We start from the raw sequence: 20,530 nt of genomic DNA on the forward strand, positions 1-20,530 counted from the left end.
ATTATTTTCCCTCCCCTTCCAGATTTTCCTGTGGAAAATACCAAAGATATAAATCCTCAAGCCGAGGCAATACAGCAACTGCTCCGGAAATTTCAGGTGTTTCGGATAAATACCGAATGGATACCTGCCCGTTATCTTCACCACGTTGATTGATAACTCTAAGCCGCATCTCATAACTGCTCAAATCCCCGGCTGGTACGGAGCACGTCCAGACTTTCCCTTCAATCTCTTTCACAAGCTCATCTGTTGTTCCTATATCCACAATTTTTCCTGCCTTCATAATGGCGTTTCTTGTCGCAATATACTCAATGTCAGAAACAATATGGGTAGAAATCAGCACAATTCTGTCATGTGAAAATTCCGAAATAAAGTTACGGAAGCGTACCCTCTCTCCGGGATCAAGCCCTGCCGTTGGTTCGTCCATAACAAGGATTTTCGGATCATTTAACATTGCCTGTGCAATACCGACACGCCGCTTCATTCCTCCGGACAGCTTTGCAATTTTTTTCCTTTTTACATCAGAAAGCGTAAGTATGTCCAAAAGGTAATTGATTTTCTTTGTAGTTTCCCTTGCCGGAACATCTTTAAGCGCCGCTACATACTCAAGGTAATCTTTTACCGAGAAATCACGGGAATATCCAAAATCCTGCGGTAAAAAACCAAATATGTTCCGATAAGACTCTCCCATTTTGCGGATATCAGCGCCATCATAATAAATTGCCCCGCTGGTAGGCGTCATAATGTCAGCAATCATACGCATAAGGGTAGTTTTTCCTGCCCCATTAGCGCCAAGCAATCCCCACACTCCCGGTGTCAGAGTAATGCAGGCATCATCAACAGCCTTTTTGTCTTTAAACTGTTTACTTAAATGTTCAATTTTCAGTTCCATTACGTCACTCCTTTTCCAAGCCTGTTTTCAAAGGCAAATACCCCTGTTCAGTAATGATTGTACCAAACAGGGGCATTGCATTCTCAAATTTTAAACTGGAATAATCCTAAGAACTTCCTAATATCAAACATAAATTTTCCTAAGAATCAGCAGGAAGAGTAATGGTAAAAGTAACTGTTTCGTTTTCGCTCTGCGCTATGATTTCACCGCCATGCAGGTTGATAATCTCTCTTGCGATAGAAAGACCAAGACCTACCCCTCCTGTATCAGACAGCCGGGCTTCATCTAAGCGGTTGAATTTTTCAAAGATGCCCGATAACTGCTCTGCCGCAATTGTTTGTCCATGATTTCGGAAAATAATTACAACATTCTTCCCTTTTCTCTCTGAAGATATACTGATTTCCGTATCAGGATAACTGTAAGCGGCTGCATTTTTTAAAAGATTATTGAATACTCTTGCCAGCTTTTCAGGATCACCGGTTATATTCAGATTATCCTCAATAGAAACATTGACACGATTCCCCCTTGCTGAAAGGGAAGGATAGAATTCCTCTATTACCTGTGCCAAAAGAGCATATAAGTCAACCAGTGTTTTCTTTATCTGTACTGTTTCCGTATGGTATCTTGTAATCTCAAATAATTCGTTTATCAATGTTTCCAGTCGTTCCGCCTTATCAAGCGCAATGCCCACATACTTTGCTTTTTGAGTTTCAGGCATATCATGTGCTTCGTCAAGCAGGCTTAAATAACCAATCACTGCTGTCAGAGGTGTCCGAATGTCATGAGCCAGATACATAACCAGTTCATTTTTTCTGTCCTCTGCTTCTTTTACCGCTTTCTGGCTAAGCAATATGGACATTTTAATCTGATTCATCTGCTGTTCCAGTTCCCGGAGTGGTTCCGACAATTCAATGGTATGACTGTTCTGCTCATATACTGTCTGTGTGGCAGCAATCACTTCATCCAGATAATCCCACGGTTTTCTCCAATAATGGCAAAAAATGCCAGACAAACCAATACAGAGATAAAAGAAATATATGACATCCAACCGCCAGTATATCCATTCCATAATTGGATTTTTAAAGCTGGAAAAAGTAACCTGATACAACATCAATATAATAATGCCAGCGATTACATATGCAGGCAAAATAACCAAAAGACGAAATTCCAGTTTCTTTCTGATTGGAAAACTCTGTTCTTTCAAAGAAATCACCCCCGTCAATTTACAATTAACAGAATTGCCAAAAGACCTATCACTACTATTGTAGCAACAGCAGCAAGAACCATAATGATGAAATCTAATCTTTTTTTATTGTGAAATGCCTTTACAGACAGCCAGTACAGACCAACACCAGCCATTCCGCCACAAGTATTTGTTATCAGATCCGTCACATCCGTCCGTCCAACTGCCAAAATATATTGGGATATTTCCAGTATCAAACTTGTCATCAAAATAAAAATGAATTTTACTTTTACACTGAAATCATGCTTTAACATGCACAAATAAATGCCAAGTGGAATAAATATCACTGCGTTTTCTAAAACTTCTTTCAAATGGAATCCCATTCCAATCTCATTTTCATAATAAAACGGTATCAAGTTTATGCTTCGGCTTGTTTTTAATACACTAATTGAAAATTCAAGCTTAAATAAAATAATCCATATTAAAAGTAGCAGGTAAACAGCGAATAATAATGGTACAAGCAAACCCGTTTTTTCATTTTTCTTCATATTATCTCCTTGTCTGGGAGCAAAGGCTAAATCTTATAACCTACTCCCCATATTGTTTTTATATATTTTGGCTTTTCCGCCGTATCTTTCAACTTTTCCCGCAGATGCCGGATATGCACAGTAATTGTGCTGCTGTTTTTACTGTAATACTCATCTTTCCATACAGAATGAAACAAGTCCTCAAGGCTTACCACCACGCCCTGTTTTTCCAACAGAATACGCAAAATAGAAAATTCTGTAGGTGTCAGAGGTACTATCTCCCCATCCAGCACACATTCATAAGTCTGTGTATTGAGCGATAGTTTCTTATAAGTCAACACTGTAGCAGGCATGTCCTGTTTTTGCGTTGGAGAGTATTTATTATATCTCCTTAACTGCGCTTTCACTCTGGCAATCAGTTCAAGCGGGCGAAACGGCTTTGTCACATAATCGTCCGCCCCCAAAGTCAAGCCTGTAATCTTATCCGTTTCTTCATCCTTCGCTGTCAGCATTATTATCGGATAAGTATGTTTTTCACGGATTTTTTGACAAATAGAAAATCCGTTAATATCCGGCAGCATAATATCGAGAATGGCAAGGTCAATTTCTTTGCTTTCAATACAAGCCAATGCTTCTTTGGCAGAATAGTATTTATAAATCGTATAGTTTTCATTTCGCAGATAAACCTCAAGTAAATCTGCAATATCATGTTCATCATCGACAACTAATATTTTTTCAGACATACACATATCCCTTTCCTTCTAAGAAACGACAATTTCTCACTAAAAGTATACCTGCTTTTAGCTTTGAAATCTCAAAATACCGCATAAAAATTTATTAAGAATTTCCTAAACGCATCTACAATTATAAGTACAGATTCAGACAATAGCAAGTATCTAAAGACACATCATGGAAATGTGCATAACTGGCTATGAAACTATGGAAAACCCCATTCACAGCCTGTGGAAAAGCAAAAGCAGCTTTCCCACATCCTGCAAACAGGGTTTCCCACAGTTTCATGAACGCAGCCAGTTATACGACATTTCCACAATGCCTGCGCCTACGGAATCCATCTCCCTATCTATCACTTATTCAAAAACACCATTTTACATATCTATCCCCGCCATTCTTGCGAAGTAAGTTTTCCGCCCGATAAGTTCCAACTGTTTTTCTTTTGAAAGGCTCTCGAATACGCCTTTATACCCTATTTCCATCAAAGAAGTGCCTTTTGCCATAAAATACAGCTTCATATCAAGCCATTCCTGCCATAATCCCTCAAACAATGCTTTACTATCCGTAAAAGTCGCATCTTCTTCAAATCCATGCGGCGGCATATAGTATTTCAGCATCACAAAACCGTATCTGCCGACATCAACCACTACAATGTCCGCCATTTCGTACAGCTCCGTAAACGCTTCAGCCACCTTTTTGCATTTTGTCCGTTCTTCCTCTGTGATATAAATTTTCTTCTCCATATTGCTTTACCTCGTTTCTTATAAAATTTTACCATATTCATTTTATAAGAACCACCTGCACACCAGCTTTTTATTCCTCTTGTTTTTGGCAAAACCCACTTTACTAACAATTCACTTCGGAAAACATGGTATCAAGGTTGTTAAGCACCCACCCTTGCAGCATCTCCTTTATGAAATCAGTGATTTTGTCTATGATGCCGCCCATTTATCTTATGAAAACAGGCTGGAAAGCTGTGGAATCACCGTCTGCGCCACAATGATAATGCCCCCTCCACTCATAAGCTGCTTGATTCCCTGGCTCTTTGCACCCGGATTATCATTCCCATATCCTTCGAGCAAATTGATGACGCCCCATACGCCCACGCCTGCGCCGATTGCTGTTACGACTGTCTTTAATCCTGTTACCGCTGTTGTAAAAAATGCCATGTTTCTACCTCTTTCTTTCTCAAAAATTATTTTGTCTGGTTTCTGAAAGAGTTTTTCGTGTTAAAATGCCCTGCCTTATGGTAAGATAAAGACAGGGCAATCCTTTAGGAAGAACCCTGCGGGCATCCGGCATATTCAGTTTGGCGATTGGCTATGCCGGACGCTTTGTTTTGTCCTTTCCCAAATACATTCAAAACTCCGTTTCCGTAACTTTTAGACTTTTTGTCCAGAAGTTCTGTGACTGGTTGACGGGTTCCATATTCAGTTTTTTCCATATTCAGTTGTCATGCTTCAATCACGCCCGCATCCTCCACCTCATCAACGGTGTCATTGTCCCTGACTCTTGCTCTGCACAGGTTCTTTACATATTTTTCGATGTCTAAAGCGTTCTTGTCGTCAAAATCGGACAGAAGCCGGTACTGCTTGTGTTTCGTGATGTCAAACTTATTGGAGAAGAACGGTCTAACCCCTCTAAGCTGCATGATGCACTTCCCTCCGTCCATAACCGCAATCTCATCTTGGCTCATAAGCTCTTTTCCGGTCTTTTGATAATTTAAACCGTAGGACTGCGACGTACCCCTTGTGTCAGAGGTATTGTAAAGGTCTATCGTTTCCTTACCTAAAATTTCCGCCATCTCTTTTAAGGTGGTCTTTTCCTTCCCTCCGAGGAATAAGGTGGTATCACAATTCCCTTCAATGGTGTCGGCATTGTCCTTATAAATCGCTTTAAGCTGCGACTTTGACTGCAAGATAATGGAAGCTGATTTCCCGGCTCCGGATTGTGGCAACCAGCTTCTCAAATTTTGGTATTTGCCCGATATTGGCAAACTCATCGAGCAAGCAGCGCACATGGACGGGCAGCCTGCCATGATACACATCGTCCGCCCTGTCACAGAGCAGGTTGAAAAGCTGCGTATACATGATAGACACAATAAAATTGTAGGGTAGGAAAGTGCCGCCTTGCCGTATTTCTAGGGTAGGTCTGCACAGTCCCCCCTCAGAACCGTGCTTACAACTCTCGCTGTACACGGCTCCGTCTTTGCTTGGTCAATAAAAAACTCATTGGTTGTGAATCTTGATATGGCACTGTTTGCATACTACAAGAGTTTTTCGCCGTTTGGCTATCATCGCACGCTCCCAATCCTCTTTTCCTTTCAGATTTTTGAGTTTGTTGATGTGATGAACCTCATAGCAGTCACTTTCGGTTGTGCCACACAATTCACAAGTGTGTGCCTTTAGTCGCTTTTCAAACGTATTTACCGACATTCTGTATATCTGCGTTGCATAGGTAATTCTATCGGTAGGGTTCTTCACGTTTTTACTGTCAGCATATTTGGCAAAATAACATCTTTTCAGCCCCTGCTTTGTTTCATATGGGATACCCCATTCGCCTTTGCCGTCCTTAAACTTTCTTATCATTTTAGGTACAGAACTTCTATGCTTATTGGCAAGGGTTCGCAAGCAGCTATATTCCATCAGGTATGCCAGATAGCATAATCTGTTGAAATTGCTCGCCAGACTGTAGTAATTGCATATCCCCCGCAACTCGCTGTTATAGCTTGACACTATTTCAAGGTCTGAAAGATGCAATAGTTCCGCCCGGTGGACTGGACGTAAATTTCCATTAAGTTCCTGTATTGCGATGCCTTTTGAAAAGATAAATTTGTGGATTTTATCCGAAAGAGGAACCACAAGTTCAACTTTGTTGCTCATTGTTCGTTTAGCGTGTTTCATTTTGCCGACACGCTTTACTTTTGCGTCACGCCTTACACGAATGTCATAGCCAAGGAAGCGTGCATAATTATTGCTGTGGGTAATAAGCGTCTTTTCATCACTTAATTCCATTTTCAGTGCCTGTCCGATAAACTCGGCAAGTTTTCGCTTGATTTCCACACAGTCTTCACGGCTTCCATTCACACCGACTAAAAAATCGTCCGCATACCGTATATATTTGATTTTCTTATCGGTCTGCGATTTAGCAGGAGTTTTCAGCACCAGTTTATGGATACGTTTGTATTCATTAATCCAGTTCTGCCGTTCCTCACCGCTTGATTCGTTGATGTGCCTTCGGGCTACCGTCTGTTTGCTTAACAATGCCCGGTATTCCGGCGTGTAGTTTTTTTCTTCATAAACATCGAAATCAGCTTTTAGCTTCATCACAAATTTATCCAGCTCATGAAGATAAATATTGGCGAGTATCGGTGAGATAATCCCGCCCTGTGGAGTTCCGCTGTATGTACCATAGTAGCGCCAATCTTCCATATATCCCGCTTTCATAAACTTGTGTATCAGCTTAATCAGCCGTGTGTCCTTGATTTTACTGTTAATCAGGCTTGCTAATACAGTGTGGTTAATGTTATCAAAACAGCCTTTAATGTCACCCTCAACGAACCATCTTGCCCCGGTAAATTCTTTTTTTAATTCAGTCAGGGCAGTATGGCAGCTTCTGTTTGGTCTGAATCCGTGTGAGCAGTTTAGAAAAACAGGTTCATATACGGCTTGCAGTACCATTCTAAGGGCTTCCTGTACCAGCTTGTCTGTGAATGTGGGTATCCCAAGCGGCCGCTTCTTTTTACTGTTTGACTTTTCAATGTAAGTTCGGCGTACCGGCTTAGGCTGATAGGTTTCATCTGCCAGCGATTTTATGATTTTTGCGATTTTTGTTTCGCTGAAACCATCTGCTGTGTCATGGTTTACCCCTTTTGTTGCCGCTCCATTATTGGCATACAGATTCCTGTACGCTTCATAATAGATGTCAGGACGCAACAGGTAACGGTATAACTTGGTGAATACTTCTTCTTTGTTACGGTTTGAGTTCTTATTGATTCTTGCTAAAATCTCCATTGTTGGTTTCATTATGAGGTTTTCCTCCCTAATCAATTTTTGATTTTAGTACGCATTGACTACGCCCCTTCGCCATGTGAGCGGCGTTACCGCTTCCGGTTTTACGGCTATCCCTGTCAGTTCAGGGTTCTCGGACTACTACGGGCGTTCCGTACCCATGCAGGATATTCAGGCTCTGCGCCATAGCCAGTTCATGGCATTCCTGTTTAGGGTATCCCCAGTTAGCACTCTGCCTTGGTAAATGTGGATTGTCGGCTCTGCTTTCGTTTCGTTAATACAGGTTCTCCTGCTTGTCACGTGTGATTGTGATAACCGTTTACTAACGTTCAAGTAGCAAACGCCACACGTCAGAGGTTACAGGCACTTTCCTCCGTCTGGACGCAACAGAAACTTGAAACTCACATTCAGTAAATCCAACTTAAACCTCATATCCACTTGGTCTTGCGGTTCAGTCGTGCCCGATTGCCTTTGGGCAACTTACCGCTTCCCTGCCGTGCTGTGTTCCCGTGTCAGCTTTCGCCTTTCGGTCAGGCAGGCGACCTCCCGCGTTATCATGCGGAACAGTACCAATAATCTGCAATGCAAAATGCCCTATCTGGGCGCACGAACGTGTCATCGGTATCGGAGATAATGACAAACAGCGCTGTCTTTTCATCCCCTAACATATCAAGCCCCAACTCGTCATAGCTTGTCAGGTCACGCAGCTCCTTGATGTCAAAGGGGGCTAAACGTGCGCCACAGCTAATTAAGATGCTTTTCGCTGTCTTGCCCGCCGCCAGTTTGTATTTTTTATACTGCTTTACTGCAAAATGCTCCGGCTCTCTTTCCTCCAGCTCATCGAACATCAAATCAACGGGATTTTTAAATTCCTCGTCATCCTCCCTTGCTTCGCTGGCATTTATCATGTCAAGCAGAGTAGTGAAATTCTGTTCTTCCTCCACGCACTCATACCAGATGTACCCGATCAGTGCGGTGTAATAGAGCTTTTCGGCTTTCACCCAAAAATCTTCGCCGGATTGCTGCCCCTCCCCTTTGGTGTTTAAAATGATTGTGTTTACAAGTTTCAAAATGTCCTTCTCGCTCCGGATATAAACGAGAGGTTCCGATAGGTAAGCCTTTGATGTTATCTCCAGCTTTTCCCCCGGCTAGCACCGGACATGCGACTTTCACCGCATCCGGCGCCCCATCAAGCATAGTTTCAGCAGTGATACACACTCACTTTTTCACATTAGCTAAATCAGTTTGTTACGATTTACATTGACATTTCTGCCAACCCTGCGGTAACACGCAGTTTGTTTACCTTAGTAATTTGTGCCTTATTCAATTCATACTTCTTTGTCAGTGTAGCGAACTTTATACTGTCTGTTGTTGAGATAAATTCATATCCGGCAGGCGATAAAAGCAACAGATTACGGTAACTGTCTCTGCCATTTTTACACTCATTTGATTTCCTGTAACAAATACAGTGAATCACTTCCAGTTGTTCCCCAGTGATTGCACATTTACCTTCCTGCCCGGCATAGAGAGAGATTCGGTTATCATTGAACTGTACCGTTTCTCCTGTTACCGGGTGGCGCATGAGCCAGAGCATATCTTCAACATTCAGTTTCAGATTGCTGTGGATTTCCATTCTTCCGTCCGGAGTATATGGATTGATTTTCCTGCTCTTGCGCATTGGTATTTTAAACTGCACATATGCCAGAGGTACTACTGGTGTATCTCCAATCCAGCGCATTTGCTTCGATTTTCCATACCGGTTTTTTAAATATTTGTTGTTTAGCTCGCCCTGCTTTTTATATCCATCTATCCGATGGAGAAAACGACCGTTATTCACATGAGCCATTCGGCTGAAATTCAGATTTATCCTCGTAGCAATGCAATAATAGTTCTGCATACCTATGACTTTGGCGTTGTATTCGTGAATGTTGCTCTTTATATTACTTGCTGTCTTGCTGTTTTGAATCTCTATAATTGCTTTTGAGAGTTCTTTCTGCATATGCGACATTGCCTTGTCACAGACATTTGAACTGATTACCCATGTCCTGCGTTTCCTTATCAGCTTCATACGGAACCCCAGAAATTCACTGTCTCTTTTCCTGAGATTTGTGACCTTTGATTTTTCATCAGAAATTTCCAGTTTGAGCCGCTTTAGCAGCCAGTCCTTAACCGCATGGTATGCTCTGTCAGCGTCCTTACGGTTCCTGCAAAAGATTTTAAAATCATCTGCATACCGGACTATACGCATTTCCTTGAGATTGCTCTTTTTGAGCGCCGTGTAGCTGTTGCACTTTTTCTCTGCCCCATTCGGATAATATGTGACCTTACAAGGAGACTTCATATGGTCTGCCATACCCTCCCACTGTGACGCTATCCACCAGTCCAGTTCGTTCAGGACAATGTTGGCTAACAGCGGGGAAAGTATGCCGCCCTGAGGGGTTCCCCTGTCTGGATATAAGATTTCTCCATCTGGCATTTGAATTGGCGCTTTCAGCATTGCTTTGATTATCTGAATCAGTTTGGTATCCCGTATACCCAGCGTCCATATCTGTTGTAACAGCTTTCTATGATTTACGTTGTCAAAGAAACCCTTTATATCCACGTCTACCACATAGTGGAGCTTATTCCTTTGAGCCAGTCCGTAAGCGTAGGAGACAGCGTTTTCAGCACTCCTGCAAGGTCTGAAGCCGTATGAATGTTCATAAAACTTTGCTTCGCAGATTGGCTCCATGACCTGCAATATACATTGCTGTACAATCCTGTCTATGATACACGGTATACCCAACGGTCTAAATTTCCCGTTTGGTTTGGGAATCTCTACCCTCCTTACTGTTTTTGGCACATACCTTGTAAACTGTTTTTGAATAAGAGAGACGAAATCTTCTTCTGACATATCTGCCAGGGATTCTATCGTTCTCCCATCTGTGCCTGCGGTATGGCTCCCATCATTGCTTTTAATATTTCTGAAAGCAAGCATGATGTTATTTGGCGCCGCAATGATTTCCACGAGATTATTGAATATTTCTCCATCTTTGCTTTTTGCATACAGTTCATCAAAGATGTTCTGCATGTCGTAGTATTCCGCATGGCGCAGTTTGCTTCTTTTTTTAGCTTTTTGTGTCATGTACATCACCCCATTTCATTGATTCGAGTGACAATTTCTTATTCTTACTCGACTGCATGATTAGAGAGTGTGTACTGCTGATTTTCTGCCTGACTTGTGGCCATTCCTCCGTCGCCCTCTTTTTCGCAGGCAACATCGACAGTTCGACCACGACCTTTCAGCAGAGATTCATCCGCTTATTGTTCTTCGCCGGATTATCCATAGGACTCTCTGCCTTTCCTTGTTCCGATAATTCTATCTGTGCATATATACCCTTAGGTGTTCCCTCTAAGCCTGACAGCTTGCATGTGCCTGTAACACATCACGGTGGTTCGTAACAACCATTCCTACTAGACCGCACTGTCTGGGCATGAACCCACACATACATTTCTGTATGTGGCACTTTTAGACCTTTACATTCGGGAGTTTCGTCAGGCATTGCTGCCATTCTCACCTTAGGTATTTTATAGACCCCCGGCATATGGGGTGCGCTGTCCACCTCTGGACAGGTTTCGTCAGCGTTATCTGTTACGGCACCTTTCTGCCGACTTTACCGGGCTTCACACCTCATCACAGAGTGATGACGCATGCCGGAGTATCAGGGGAGGCGTTTCAAGGCGTTACCCTATCATTCCACCTCTCGAATTATCAGTTCACAGAACTGATTAAAAACAGCGCTGTGCGCCGCCTTTTCAGCGACGAACAAGTCGCACGGTTATAGTGCATAGACTTTTTAAAGTTAATGGTATTCAGCACTTTCACCCGGTAATTGTTCTTTAAGAGCATTTTTCCGCACTCCACTAACACTGTCCCCTTCGGATCAGTGACAACATAGGAACTGTGCATCTGCATCAGGTTCGGTTTTACGAAAAACCTCGTCTTGCCCGAACCGGAACCACCGATAACAAGGATATTTTTATTCCTCGCATATTTCGGCTGTTTTGGTCTGCCGGACATCATCAGCCTTTCCGTTTCTGTGAGAAGAACATTGTTCTCAAACACCGGATCGACATAAGGCTCAATATCTTTTGCTGTCCCCCACCTTGCAGAACCGTACTCCATGCCATGCCGGAACTTCTTGGCGTTCTTGGCTTTGAAATACACTATAAGGCGGAGCGCAATGCCACACCCTATCCCTATCAGCAAATCTTTTGGGTGGAAACTTGGTAACGGGTTGGAAAATAAGTCCTCCATCCCCGCCATGACCGCCATCGCCTTTGCGGAAGCATCCTGCCCCGGCGATACCCGCCACAGCCACGCAATTTTGTCGCAGAAATACCCGGCAAGCGCATAGGGGAGGTTCATAAGGAAAAGTTTCTTTTTGTCAACATTCCCCGTCTTTGCCTTGAGCTTTTCAGGGACTGACTTTAGGTCTTTGGCAATGCCCTCTACGATTTTACTCATAATGACTGCCCCCTGTCCTTCTGGTGTTCCCTTGCCCTCTCCCGGTTTTTGTCTTTTCCTAACTGCTCCCGGAACTGCGCCAGCTTCTCCTTTACGGAGATGCGGTTATGCTTTTTCTCATTAACTTTTACAAACTCCTTAAATGCCTGCGTTATTACGTCGGCATCTTTGCCCTTGAATAATACGATGTGCTTCGGCGGCTTTTCCGTCTTATCCTTTTTTACAGCAAACTGTACGTTGTATTTCTTTGCCACTCTCTCAAAGGACTTAATGTTGTTATCCGTCACCTCAATGCTCGAAGCGCCCATACCCTGACCGACCAGCTCTTTCACTGATATTTTCCCATGCGGCATCTGCTTTCCCTGTTTATGGTGTTCCAGATACATTTTCATAGCCTTTTTCAGCACGTCGGCAGTCAGCCGGGAAGATTTGAACACAAGGGCAATGGTTTTCTGTGTCACTTCCTCCTGCATGGTTTCCCTCCTTCTTTTTTTATTGCTGTACCCCCGTCAGGGTGGGACGTACAGCCTGTGGATTAAATATTTCATAAGCTCTCCTTCCTGACCGGGTTATGGCAGATAAGGTTCTCTCCCTTCTTTTTCAGCTTCAATTATCTCTGCAAAACCGCTTTCCAAATCTTCAAAGCAGATAGGAATATCCCCCGGATTTTTGATGTAGGTATCCACAAAGCGGTAACTGAGCCGCCCTCCGTCCTTTCCAATACTGACACAGTAGACAGACGCAAACTCCCCGTTTTCCAGTATCCACATCTCGCTTTGAAGGCACAGGACAAAGTTGTCTGAAAACAGTTCCCTTATCTCACAGCCTATCTTGCAGGCTGGATAACAGAAAAGCACGTCCGTCATGGCGAAGGGTTCTTTCCCCGTACCGTCATCCCCCTCCATCATCATCACGTCCTTCATGTTCCTTTTGATATAAGGGAATAACTGGCTGGAATAGTTCTCCGCCTCATATTCCCTCGGATCACTCCCATTGCCCAAAAACTCCGCAGAATCATCAAACTCACTGTCCTCATACAGCCGGAACAGACGGAGAAGGCACTCCCGCAGCTTCCCTTCCGTCAGACCTTCTTCCTGTAAGTCCGGCTCCCGCCCCTTTTTCGGTTTTCTTTTCCCCGCCGCATAAAGGATTCCGGCTAATACCGATGCGCCTGCCACCGCCGCAGAAAGGGCTGCTGCTACTTTTTTGTGTTTCATTTTCCTTCTTTCTCCTTTCCGCTTCTGGACTTTTTGTCCAAAAGTTTTATAAACGCAAAAAAGGCAGCTACAAACCGCTGTTTACGGTCTATAACTGCCCTCACGCTGTTTCTGATATTTAATTATCTGTACCGGATCACCGGACACTGCTTTGTCTTTTTCCCTGCTTTCCTCCGTTCCAGAGCGAAAACCATATCCCCGGTACGCTCAAAATATCCGATGTCCTTTTTCCAGCTTATGCCGCATTTACAATGCTGCAAGCCGGTAAACTGTTGCTTCATCTTCCTTCCGCAGTTCGGGCATACTTTTTTGCTCCTGCCTATCTGCTTTACTTTCGGCTTGTCGGCATCTTCTTTCTTTTTCTCTTTCTTTTCCGGAAGCCCGTTCTCCGCTATTCTCGTTTCATAACGTGGCAGACGGTAAAGGTACAGGCTGTATATTTCATCAAAAGAAGCCTTTTCCGCTATCCCCTTTACCCTCTGGTAAATCTGCCCCGCAATTTTTTCACAGTCCTCTCCTTCCGGCATCCTGCCATGCTCCCTGTAATAATCACAGGTCTTTTCAAACATACAGTCTGCTATTTTAGCTTTCTGCTTCTGCTTTAAGTCTTTATATGTCCTGTCTGCCCTTTTCAGGCGCTTCCTGTTTCCCAAACACACCACTCCTGCCTTTATCCTGATACGGTCTATTTTAACAGAAAACGCCCCGGAATTGTAAAAAATATCTGCCGCCTAACGGAAAGCATCTTCACACCGGGAAATGAAATATTTCTTCTTTTCCAAGATTTCCTCCTGCCTGTCTTTGGAAAGCGTCTGGAATATCTCGTCATAGTCAAGCTCCGCAAGCGGCGTACCCAGAACAGGCGTTAAGACTTCATGTTCATACCATATCCGCCAGAGTTCCTCAAACAGCTCCAGACAATCCGAAAATGCCATTGCCGAATCAAAGCCCTCGCCCTCACTGAACCATTGCAGACGGACAAAGCCAAATCTCCCGGCATCCGCCACCATCACATCGGTCAGCTCATACAGTTCCGCAAACGCATCCGCCACTTTCCGGCATTTTGCCCGCTGTTCTTCCGTAATATATATTTCTGCCATAGCGCATCCTCCTGATCCACTTCTGGACAAAAAGTCCAAAAGTTATTTATTCTCTTTTAAACAGTAAATCGTGCAGAGGTCAGCATATAATACGCCCTCCCCGCATTTTATCGTGTCAAACAAAAGGCACTGGAACAGCACGTCACGCACACCCTCAAGGCTTGCAATCCCCTGTTCTTTTTCTGAAAAGCCTGTGCCGGGAATACCCACATCCGCCGATGCCGCCCGCCTTGCGGAGATACAGTGCGTGTAAAGTCCGAGTATATATTTATCCGACATAGGGAAAGCAAATGTTTCCTGCCCGTCATATGTTACCCTGTATTTATCCTGTTCCCCTTCCGGCAGTCCAAAGAAGCACTGCACTGTTTCCAGATAAGTATGCCCATCAAAATCCGGCTTTATTTTCTTTCCGTACCTGCGGATTGTGGAAAAGAGGGTATTCCGGTCAATAAAGGATCGGGTACGCTTAAAAGCTGGTTTCCTGCCTTTTAAGTCCATGTAAACATTATTCCCTGTCCCTTTCCCGGCAAACCTGCCATAATCGCCAATCCGCAGCAGATAGGACAGCACCTCCAGCAGCTTTTCCCTTGACGCAATCTCCTGATAAGGGGAACTGCCAAATTCTATCCTCACAAACCTTAACGGGCAGCTCCCCTTTGCAATCTCCCGTTCCATTACCCGGTCAATATCCCTCATGGATTCCATTTATCCATCTCCTTCCACTTTGGGCTGGAACATCCCTTTTTCTTCCCAACCGCCGCCATACATATCATGCTGCACCAACTGCTGGTAATAGTGGTTCATGGTGTTAGGCGCATTGTAGAGGGCAGTCACCATGTACGCCCTGATGTTGGCTATCTTGGTTGTGGTTTCCCTCATGCACCCGATAACATACTCCAAATGGGAGCTGTTCAGCTTCAGGAACTTTGATTTTACAAGCTCATAAGGGTAATCTTCCCCGTTGACCTTTACCGTCTTACGCTTCACGCACACAATCTCGCAGATAACCTCATACAGTTCCTCATACAGCCCCTTATCCTGCCAGTCCCCATATTTCATGTGATGCTCGTATTCAATATTGTCACGAATAATTTCCATGTAGGCAGTGGCATTATCCATCACATCAATCATACCATTATCCGGCTTGCCCGGTTCCTGTTTTTCTGTTTCCCTATCCGATTGATTGATAGGATTGGTATAACTCAGATCAGTATAATTAGTATTGTTATAATTAGGGTTCGATTTTTGAACTTCCAGAGGTTCGTTTTCTGAACTTCCAGAAGTCTGCTTTTTGAAACTCTTGAAGTCTGTTTTTTGAACTTCCAGAAGTTCAATTTCTGAACTTCTGGAATCCTGATTCTTGTACTTCTTGAAGTTCAGTTTTTGAACTTCTGTGGAAACATCAGTGCCTGCGGGTTCTGCCGCTGTGCCTTCCCCACCTGCGGGCGGCTCTGAAAGGACGAAGTTCTTGACATATATGATGTCCGGCTTTCCCAATCCCTGCCTTTTCTTCTCAATCAGACCAATCCCTTTTTTGCTGTCAAGCTCCGCAAGCACCTTTGCACAGGTGGCTCTGGCGCACCCCAAATCTTCCATGATGTTCTCAACCGTATAATGGATATACGCCCTGTTCTCATCATCAAACCAGCCGTTTTTCATGGATAATGCCATCCTGTCAAGCATCAGACCGTAAAGGAGTTTCGCATCACTGGATAAGCCTTTGAAACGCCTGTCTTTAATCAGCAGCCTCGGCACTCTGTAAAAGGAAAACTGTTCCGCTTCCGCACCGTAATAGTAATCGAATTTCAAACCGCCATCCATTCTGCCCGACCTCCTTCCTATTGTCTTTTCTTCCATTCATCCAATAGCTGAATGATGATGCCCTCTATTTCCTCACTGCTGCAGTCCTCCGCAAAATATTCGCTGATTTTATCCGCTTTCAGTGTCACTTTCCGTTCCTTCGGCTTTTCCTCCGTCAGTATCAGGCGCACCATCGCAAGGGTAAGCTCCCCGGTCTTGCCATATTCCTTGATTTTTGCCGACTGCACCATGCTGACGTTACAGCCCTTTTCCTCAATAGTAACCTGTACCCACTGCTGCGCTTCTTCCGTCAGAAAGGAAATATCCACGCCCTGTGAGAAGCCGAGCTTTTTATTATCCACCATAACAAGGAGTTCATCGGACAGGCGGGAGAGCCAGATATACCGCTGAACCTTTTTGGCGTTCTCCCCGGCAGCTTCGCCCACTTCATCAAGGGTGTTCTTCCCTGACTTCTTCCCCTGATGCTTCATGGCTTCATATTTCATCTTGTAGGCTTTCGCCTTTTCGCTTGGCAAGATGTCCTCCCGCTGGATATTGGAATCCACCATGATAATTGTAGCTTCATCATCGGTGTAATTGCGGACAATCACAGGCATTTCCGTCTTTCCGGCAAGCTCCGAGCCACGCCTGCGGCGGTGTCCGGCTATGATTTCATAGCCGCCGCCTGCCCTCGGTCTTGCAATCCCCGGCACAAGCACCCCATACTGCCGGATACTCTCTGTTGTTTCCTCCATCTTCTCGTCATCTTCCACCCGGAACGGGTGGTCTTTGAACGTATAAAGCTCTGCCAGCGGCGCATTGATAATCTGTTCAACGCCGCTTTCCTGTGCGGCACTCCCGCCGAATAAATCATCAAATTTTTCCAGCGTAATCTTTGCTGCGCTTCCCGATTTTGCGTTACTGCCCATCTGCAAGCACCTCCTTTGTCAGAGAATCATAGGCTGACGCCACTTTTCCCTTTGGATCATGCTTATAAATGCTGATGCCCTCCGCTGAAATCTCCGCCGCCCGGACGGAAATGGGAATAACATTGGCAAATATCCTCACCCGGCTTCCATAGGCTTCCTTCAGCATGGAGCTGATGTCCTTTGCGTAATTCGTCCGGCTGTCCACCATTGTAAGCAGAATCCCCTCAATCTCCAGTTTCGGGTTAATCTGCCGCTTTACCTTACCGACCGTCTTAATAAGCTGCTGCAAGCCTTTGACGGGCAGATATGCCGCCTGTACGGGTATCAAGATGCTGTCGGCGCTGGCAAAGGCATTTATGGTAATCATGCCGAGGGAAGGCATACAGTCAATCAAGATATAATCGTAGCTCTCCTTCACAATCTCTATGTATGACCGGAGTACTGTTTCCCGGCTCATCACATTCACAAGGGAAACTTCCAGACCGGAAAGCTCGATGTTCCCCGGCATTAAGTCTATCCCTTCCTCATGGTGGAGAATGCCTTCTCCCGGCTCTACTTCCTCGTCATTGATTAAGTTCCCCATAATGGTTGCAAGCGTGACTTCCAGACTGTCCGGCTCTGTAAAGCCTAAACTTGCGGTCAGACTGCCCTGTGCGTCCGCATCAATCAGAAGCACCTTCTTACCCTGTTTTGCCAGCCCGATGCCTAAGTTGCTTGTGGTGGTGGTCTTGCCGACTCCGCCTTTCTGGTTTGCGATTGCGATTATTTTACACATGATAATTCTCCTTTGCTTTCTACTGGTTTTCTTTTACGTTGCTTTTCCTGACTTCCACATAAGTCCTGTAATATTTCTTTGTCCCTTTGTTTGGGAACATATCGGAAAACTCCGTCACTTCGATTTTCGGGTTCCTCTGTAAAATCTTCCCGAACCACTTAATATCGTTCTTCGTTCCCATAAGCCTGACTTTTAACATCAATCCCGTCCTCCGAACATGGCGTACAGATCATGGTTATACGTTGCGTATTCCGGATAGCGTATCTGTATCGCCTGCCAAAAATAGGGCGCATAGGCACAGCAGAACAGTTCTTCCACTGTGTACCGTCTGCACTCGTCCACCTGTTCCTCCGCATCATCATAATCAAGGACACTCGGCGTACCGTTGCAGTAAAGGTTATACGCCATCCTGACTACTTTCACGCTCCCGCTGGTCTGCCAGCCTTCATGCAGGCACTCTGTTTTTACACAGCCTGTCTTAAAATCATAGATACTGTAAATGTTCCTTCTTGTGTCATCACTGATACCAAGACAATATACAAGTGCCTTGTGGTATACGTCCTGATACCTGACCTCTTTCAATTTTTCGTAGTAGAATTTTTCATGTGCATCGCTGATAAAAATAATCGCTTTCTCTTTTTCTGCTCCTAACGCTGTATTTGCCATAATTAATCTCCTTAAATTTTTTAATATTATGAAGGATTTGAGAAAATGAGTTTTAATGGATTACGATAATTGAGTAAACTTCGCCGAAGATTGTGAGTATCCAATTTACTCAACAAAGCTGTTGAGTAATACTCAATTTGAAGTGATTTTAGACGGTTTTTAACGGTAAAAGACGGTATTTCCATCTTGACCTTTTTTTGAATAGAAAAAGGCTCCGAATCCCTCATAATCACTTGAAAATGCGTGATTACAAGGCATTCGGAGCCTTATAATTTTTATACAGTTATTTCAAATGCAAACTTCGCTTACATGCCCATCTGCGCTGCAACTTCAGCTGCAAAATCTTCCTGTTTCTTCTCCAGGCCTTCACCGGTCTCAAAACGTACAAATCTCTTAACGGAAACAGGTGAACCAACTTCTTTGGAAACCGCTTCCAGATATTTTCCTACGGTCTGTTTTCCGTCTTCTGCCTTTACATATACCTGGTCTACCAGACAGATTTCTTTCAGTTCTTTGTTGACACGTCCCTCTATCATACCATAAATGACTTTCTCCGGTTTCTGAGATTCTTTGGGATCATTCATAATCTGTGCGAGAAGAATCTCTTTCTCATGAGCAATATATTCTGCGCTGATTTCATCCCTGGAAACATATTTGGGAGAAAGTGCTGCTGTCTGCATTGCAAGATTTGTCAGTGCTTCTTTCACAGTGTCATTGACAACAGAAGTCTCTGCCTCAATAATAACGCCGATTCTTCCGCCGCCATGAACATAGGAAACCACACAGCCGTTTTCTGCGGTAACCTTCTCAAATCTGCGGATATTCAGGTTTTCCCCGATAACTGCAATCTTTTCCACCAGAGCGTCTTTTACGGTCTTACCGGAATCCTCATTCCATGCTTCTGCCATAAATGCATCCAGATCCGCCGCATCAGAATTTACTGCCTGAGTTGCAACCGATTCCACAAATGCTCTGAACGTATCATTTTTTGCTACGAAGTCTGTCTCAGAATTTACTTCCACAACTGCTGCGGTTTTATCATCTTTTACCACAACGGTACAGAGACCTTCCGCTGCAATTCTGCCGGCCTTTTTCTCAGCCTTTGCCTGTCCGTTTTTTCTTAAAAATTCTACTGCGGCATCCATATCACCGTCTGTCTCATTTAAAGCCTTTTTGCAGTCCATCATGCCTGCACCGGTCATTTCTCTTAACTCTTTTACCATTGCTGCTGTAATAGCCATTTTCGTTTCCTCCATATACAGGTCTGCAGGATACAGGACAGTATCCCGGTCTGTTTATCCACAATTGAGGACAGGCAATATTGTCTGTCCTCTGAAATATTTAAATCAATCTTCTTATTCTTCTGCTGCTTCTTCCAAAACTTCTTCTGTCTCTTCTTCAATTGTTCCCTGATTTGCTTCCACAACCGCATCTGCCATCTTGGAAACAATCAGCTTCACTGCACGGATTGCGTCGTCATTTCCTGGAATCACATAATCCAGTTCTTCCGGATCACAGTTTGTATCACAAATACCAATCAACGGAATTCCCAGCGTATGAGCTTCCTGAACACAAATTCTTTCTTTCTTGGGGTCTACGATAAAGATTGCATCCGGAATACGTTTCATGTCTTTGATTCCACCAAGGTTCTTCTCTAATTTTTCCCATTCTTTCTTTAACGCAATAACTTCTTTTTTGGGAAGCACATCAAAGGTTCCATCTTCTGCCATAGTTTCGATTGCCTTTAATCTTGCAATCCGGCTCTGAATAGTCTTAAAGTTGGTAAGCATACCGCCCAGCCATCTCTCGTTCACATAGAACATGCCGCAGCGTTCTGCCTCAGCCTTAATGGCATCCTGTGCCTGCTTCTTGGTTCCCACAAACAGAATGGTACCGCCCTCAGCAGTAATACCTGACACTGCCTTATATGCCTCGTCCACTTTTCCTACAGATTTCTGCAAATCAATGATATAAATACCATTTCTCTCTGTGTAGATATAGGGAGCCATCTTAGGGTTCCATCTTCTTGTCTGATGTCCGAAATGAACACCTGCTTCTAATAACTGTTTCATTGAAATAACGCCCATTTTTTACCTCCATTTGGTTAGATTCTTCCATATGCTTCTTCCCCCAAAGCTACCGACAGGGCACCGGCTCTGGAATCCACATATGTGATTTTTATGCAGCCATCCGTT

20 protein-coding genes and 3 pseudogenes are annotated in these 20,530 nt (G+C 44.1%); all 23 read right to left on the bottom strand.

What is annotated here, in order from left to right; genetic code table 11:
• Position 1: 1 nt before the first annotated feature.
• Positions 2 to 889: an ABC transporter ATP-binding protein gene (locus tag VSQ32_07125; GenBank protein MEH2942636.1), complete on the bottom strand. Its 888-nt coding sequence runs from the start codon at positions 887 to 889 to the stop codon at positions 2 to 4.
• 139 nt (positions 890 to 1,028) lie between these two features.
• A complete protein-coding gene (locus VSQ32_07130; GenBank protein MEH2942637.1) occupies positions 1,029 to 2,093 on the bottom strand; it encodes a HAMP domain-containing sensor histidine kinase in 1,065 nt (354 codons plus the stop codon).
• A gap of 14 nt (positions 2,094 to 2,107) precedes the next feature.
• Positions 2,108 to 2,620, bottom strand: coding sequence for a VanZ family protein (locus VSQ32_07135; protein MEH2942638.1), 513 nt, complete (start codon positions 2,618 to 2,620; stop codon positions 2,108 to 2,110).
• Between the two features lie 26 nt (positions 2,621 to 2,646).
• Positions 2,647 to 3,342 carry a VanR-ABDEGLN family response regulator transcription factor gene (vanR, locus tag VSQ32_07140; protein MEH2942639.1) on the bottom strand — a complete coding sequence of 232 codons (696 nt, stop codon included), beginning with the start codon at positions 3,340 to 3,342 and terminating at the stop codon, positions 2,647 to 2,649.
• Between the two features lie 363 nt (positions 3,343 to 3,705).
• A complete protein-coding gene (locus VSQ32_07145) occupies positions 3,706 to 4,074 on the bottom strand; it encodes a hypothetical protein (protein ID MEH2942640.1) in 369 nt (122 codons plus the stop codon).
• Between the two features lie 210 nt (positions 4,075 to 4,284).
• Complete coding sequence (locus tag VSQ32_07150; GenBank protein MEH2942641.1) at positions 4,285 to 4,500, bottom strand: Maff2 family protein; 216 nt, start codon at positions 4,498 to 4,500, stop codon at positions 4,285 to 4,287.
• Between the two features lie 284 nt (positions 4,501 to 4,784).
• Positions 4,785 to 5,442 (bottom strand): annotated as a pseudogene (locus tag VSQ32_07155) (TraG/TraD/VirD4 family protein).
• A 117-nt stretch (positions 5,443 to 5,559) separates the two neighbouring features.
• Entirely contained in the window at positions 5,560 to 7,356 is a 1,797-nt protein-coding gene (locus VSQ32_07160; protein MEH2942642.1) for a reverse transcriptase domain-containing protein, read from the bottom strand.
• Positions 7,357 to 7,949: 593 nt separating this feature from the next.
• Positions 7,950 to 8,435 (bottom strand): annotated as a pseudogene (locus VSQ32_07165) (type IV secretory system conjugative DNA transfer family protein).
• A gap of 161 nt (positions 8,436 to 8,596) precedes the next feature.
• Complete coding sequence (gene ltrA / locus VSQ32_07170) at positions 8,597 to 10,465, bottom strand: group II intron reverse transcriptase/maturase (GenBank protein MEH2942643.1); 1,869 nt, start codon at positions 10,463 to 10,465, stop codon at positions 8,597 to 8,599.
• A 633-nt stretch (positions 10,466 to 11,098) separates the two neighbouring features.
• A pseudogene (locus VSQ32_07175) lies at positions 11,099 to 11,848 on the bottom strand (type IV secretory system conjugative DNA transfer family protein).
• A complete protein-coding gene (locus tag VSQ32_07180; protein MEH2942644.1) occupies positions 11,845 to 12,321 on the bottom strand; it encodes a PcfB family protein in 477 nt (158 codons plus the stop codon). Before VSQ32_07180 ends, VSQ32_07175 begins: the two are co-directional and overlap by 4 nt.
• A 96-nt stretch (positions 12,322 to 12,417) precedes the next feature.
• Complete coding sequence (locus VSQ32_07185; GenBank protein MEH2942645.1) at positions 12,418 to 13,065, bottom strand: hypothetical protein; 648 nt, start codon at positions 13,063 to 13,065, stop codon at positions 12,418 to 12,420.
• A 122-nt stretch (positions 13,066 to 13,187) separates the two neighbouring features.
• Positions 13,188 to 13,718, bottom strand: a complete 531-nt coding sequence (locus VSQ32_07190; GenBank protein ID MEH2942646.1) for a hypothetical protein — start codon at positions 13,716 to 13,718, stop codon at positions 13,188 to 13,190.
• A 78-nt stretch (positions 13,719 to 13,796) separates the two neighbouring features.
• Entirely contained in the window at positions 13,797 to 14,165 is a 369-nt protein-coding gene (locus tag VSQ32_07195; GenBank protein MEH2942647.1) for a hypothetical protein, read from the bottom strand.
• A 42-nt stretch (positions 14,166 to 14,207) separates the two neighbouring features.
• Entirely contained in the window at positions 14,208 to 14,870 is a 663-nt protein-coding gene (locus tag VSQ32_07200) for a hypothetical protein (GenBank protein ID MEH2942648.1), read from the bottom strand.
• Entirely contained in the window at positions 14,871 to 15,986 is a 1,116-nt protein-coding gene (locus VSQ32_07205; protein ID MEH2942649.1) for a DUF6017 domain-containing protein, read from the bottom strand.
• A gap of 17 nt (positions 15,987 to 16,003) precedes the next feature.
• The gene (locus VSQ32_07210; GenBank protein ID MEH2942650.1) at positions 16,004 to 16,894 is read right to left on the bottom strand and encodes a ParB/RepB/Spo0J family partition protein; all 891 of its coding nucleotides are present in this window, start codon (positions 16,892 to 16,894) and stop codon (positions 16,004 to 16,006) included.
• Positions 16,884 to 17,669: an AAA family ATPase gene (locus tag VSQ32_07215; GenBank protein MEH2942651.1), complete on the bottom strand. Its 786-nt coding sequence runs from the start codon at positions 17,667 to 17,669 to the stop codon at positions 16,884 to 16,886. The genes VSQ32_07210 and VSQ32_07215 overlap by 11 nt, the downstream gene beginning before the upstream one ends.
• A gap of 19 nt (positions 17,670 to 17,688) precedes the next feature.
• Positions 17,689 to 17,868, bottom strand: a complete 180-nt coding sequence (locus VSQ32_07220; GenBank protein ID MEH2942652.1) for a hypothetical protein — start codon at positions 17,866 to 17,868, stop codon at positions 17,689 to 17,691.
• Positions 17,868 to 18,335, bottom strand: coding sequence for a DUF6075 family protein (locus VSQ32_07225; GenBank protein ID MEH2942653.1), 468 nt, complete (start codon positions 18,333 to 18,335; stop codon positions 17,868 to 17,870). The genes VSQ32_07220 and VSQ32_07225 overlap by 1 nt, the downstream gene beginning before the upstream one ends.
• Before the next feature lie 305 nt (positions 18,336 to 18,640).
• Positions 18,641 to 19,576, bottom strand: coding sequence for a translation elongation factor Ts (gene tsf / locus VSQ32_07230; GenBank protein MEH2942654.1), 936 nt, complete (start codon positions 19,574 to 19,576; stop codon positions 18,641 to 18,643).
• 114 nt (positions 19,577 to 19,690) lie between these two features.
• Entirely contained in the window at positions 19,691 to 20,422 is a 732-nt protein-coding gene (gene rpsB / locus VSQ32_07235) for a 30S ribosomal protein S2 (protein MEH2942655.1), read from the bottom strand.
• Positions 20,423 to 20,530: the final 108 nt, after the last annotated feature.

The sequence above is a fragment of the Lachnospiraceae bacterium JLR.KK002 genome, from assembly GCA_036941025.1.
Lineage (GTDB): Bacteria > Bacillota > Clostridia > Lachnospirales > Lachnospiraceae > Petralouisia.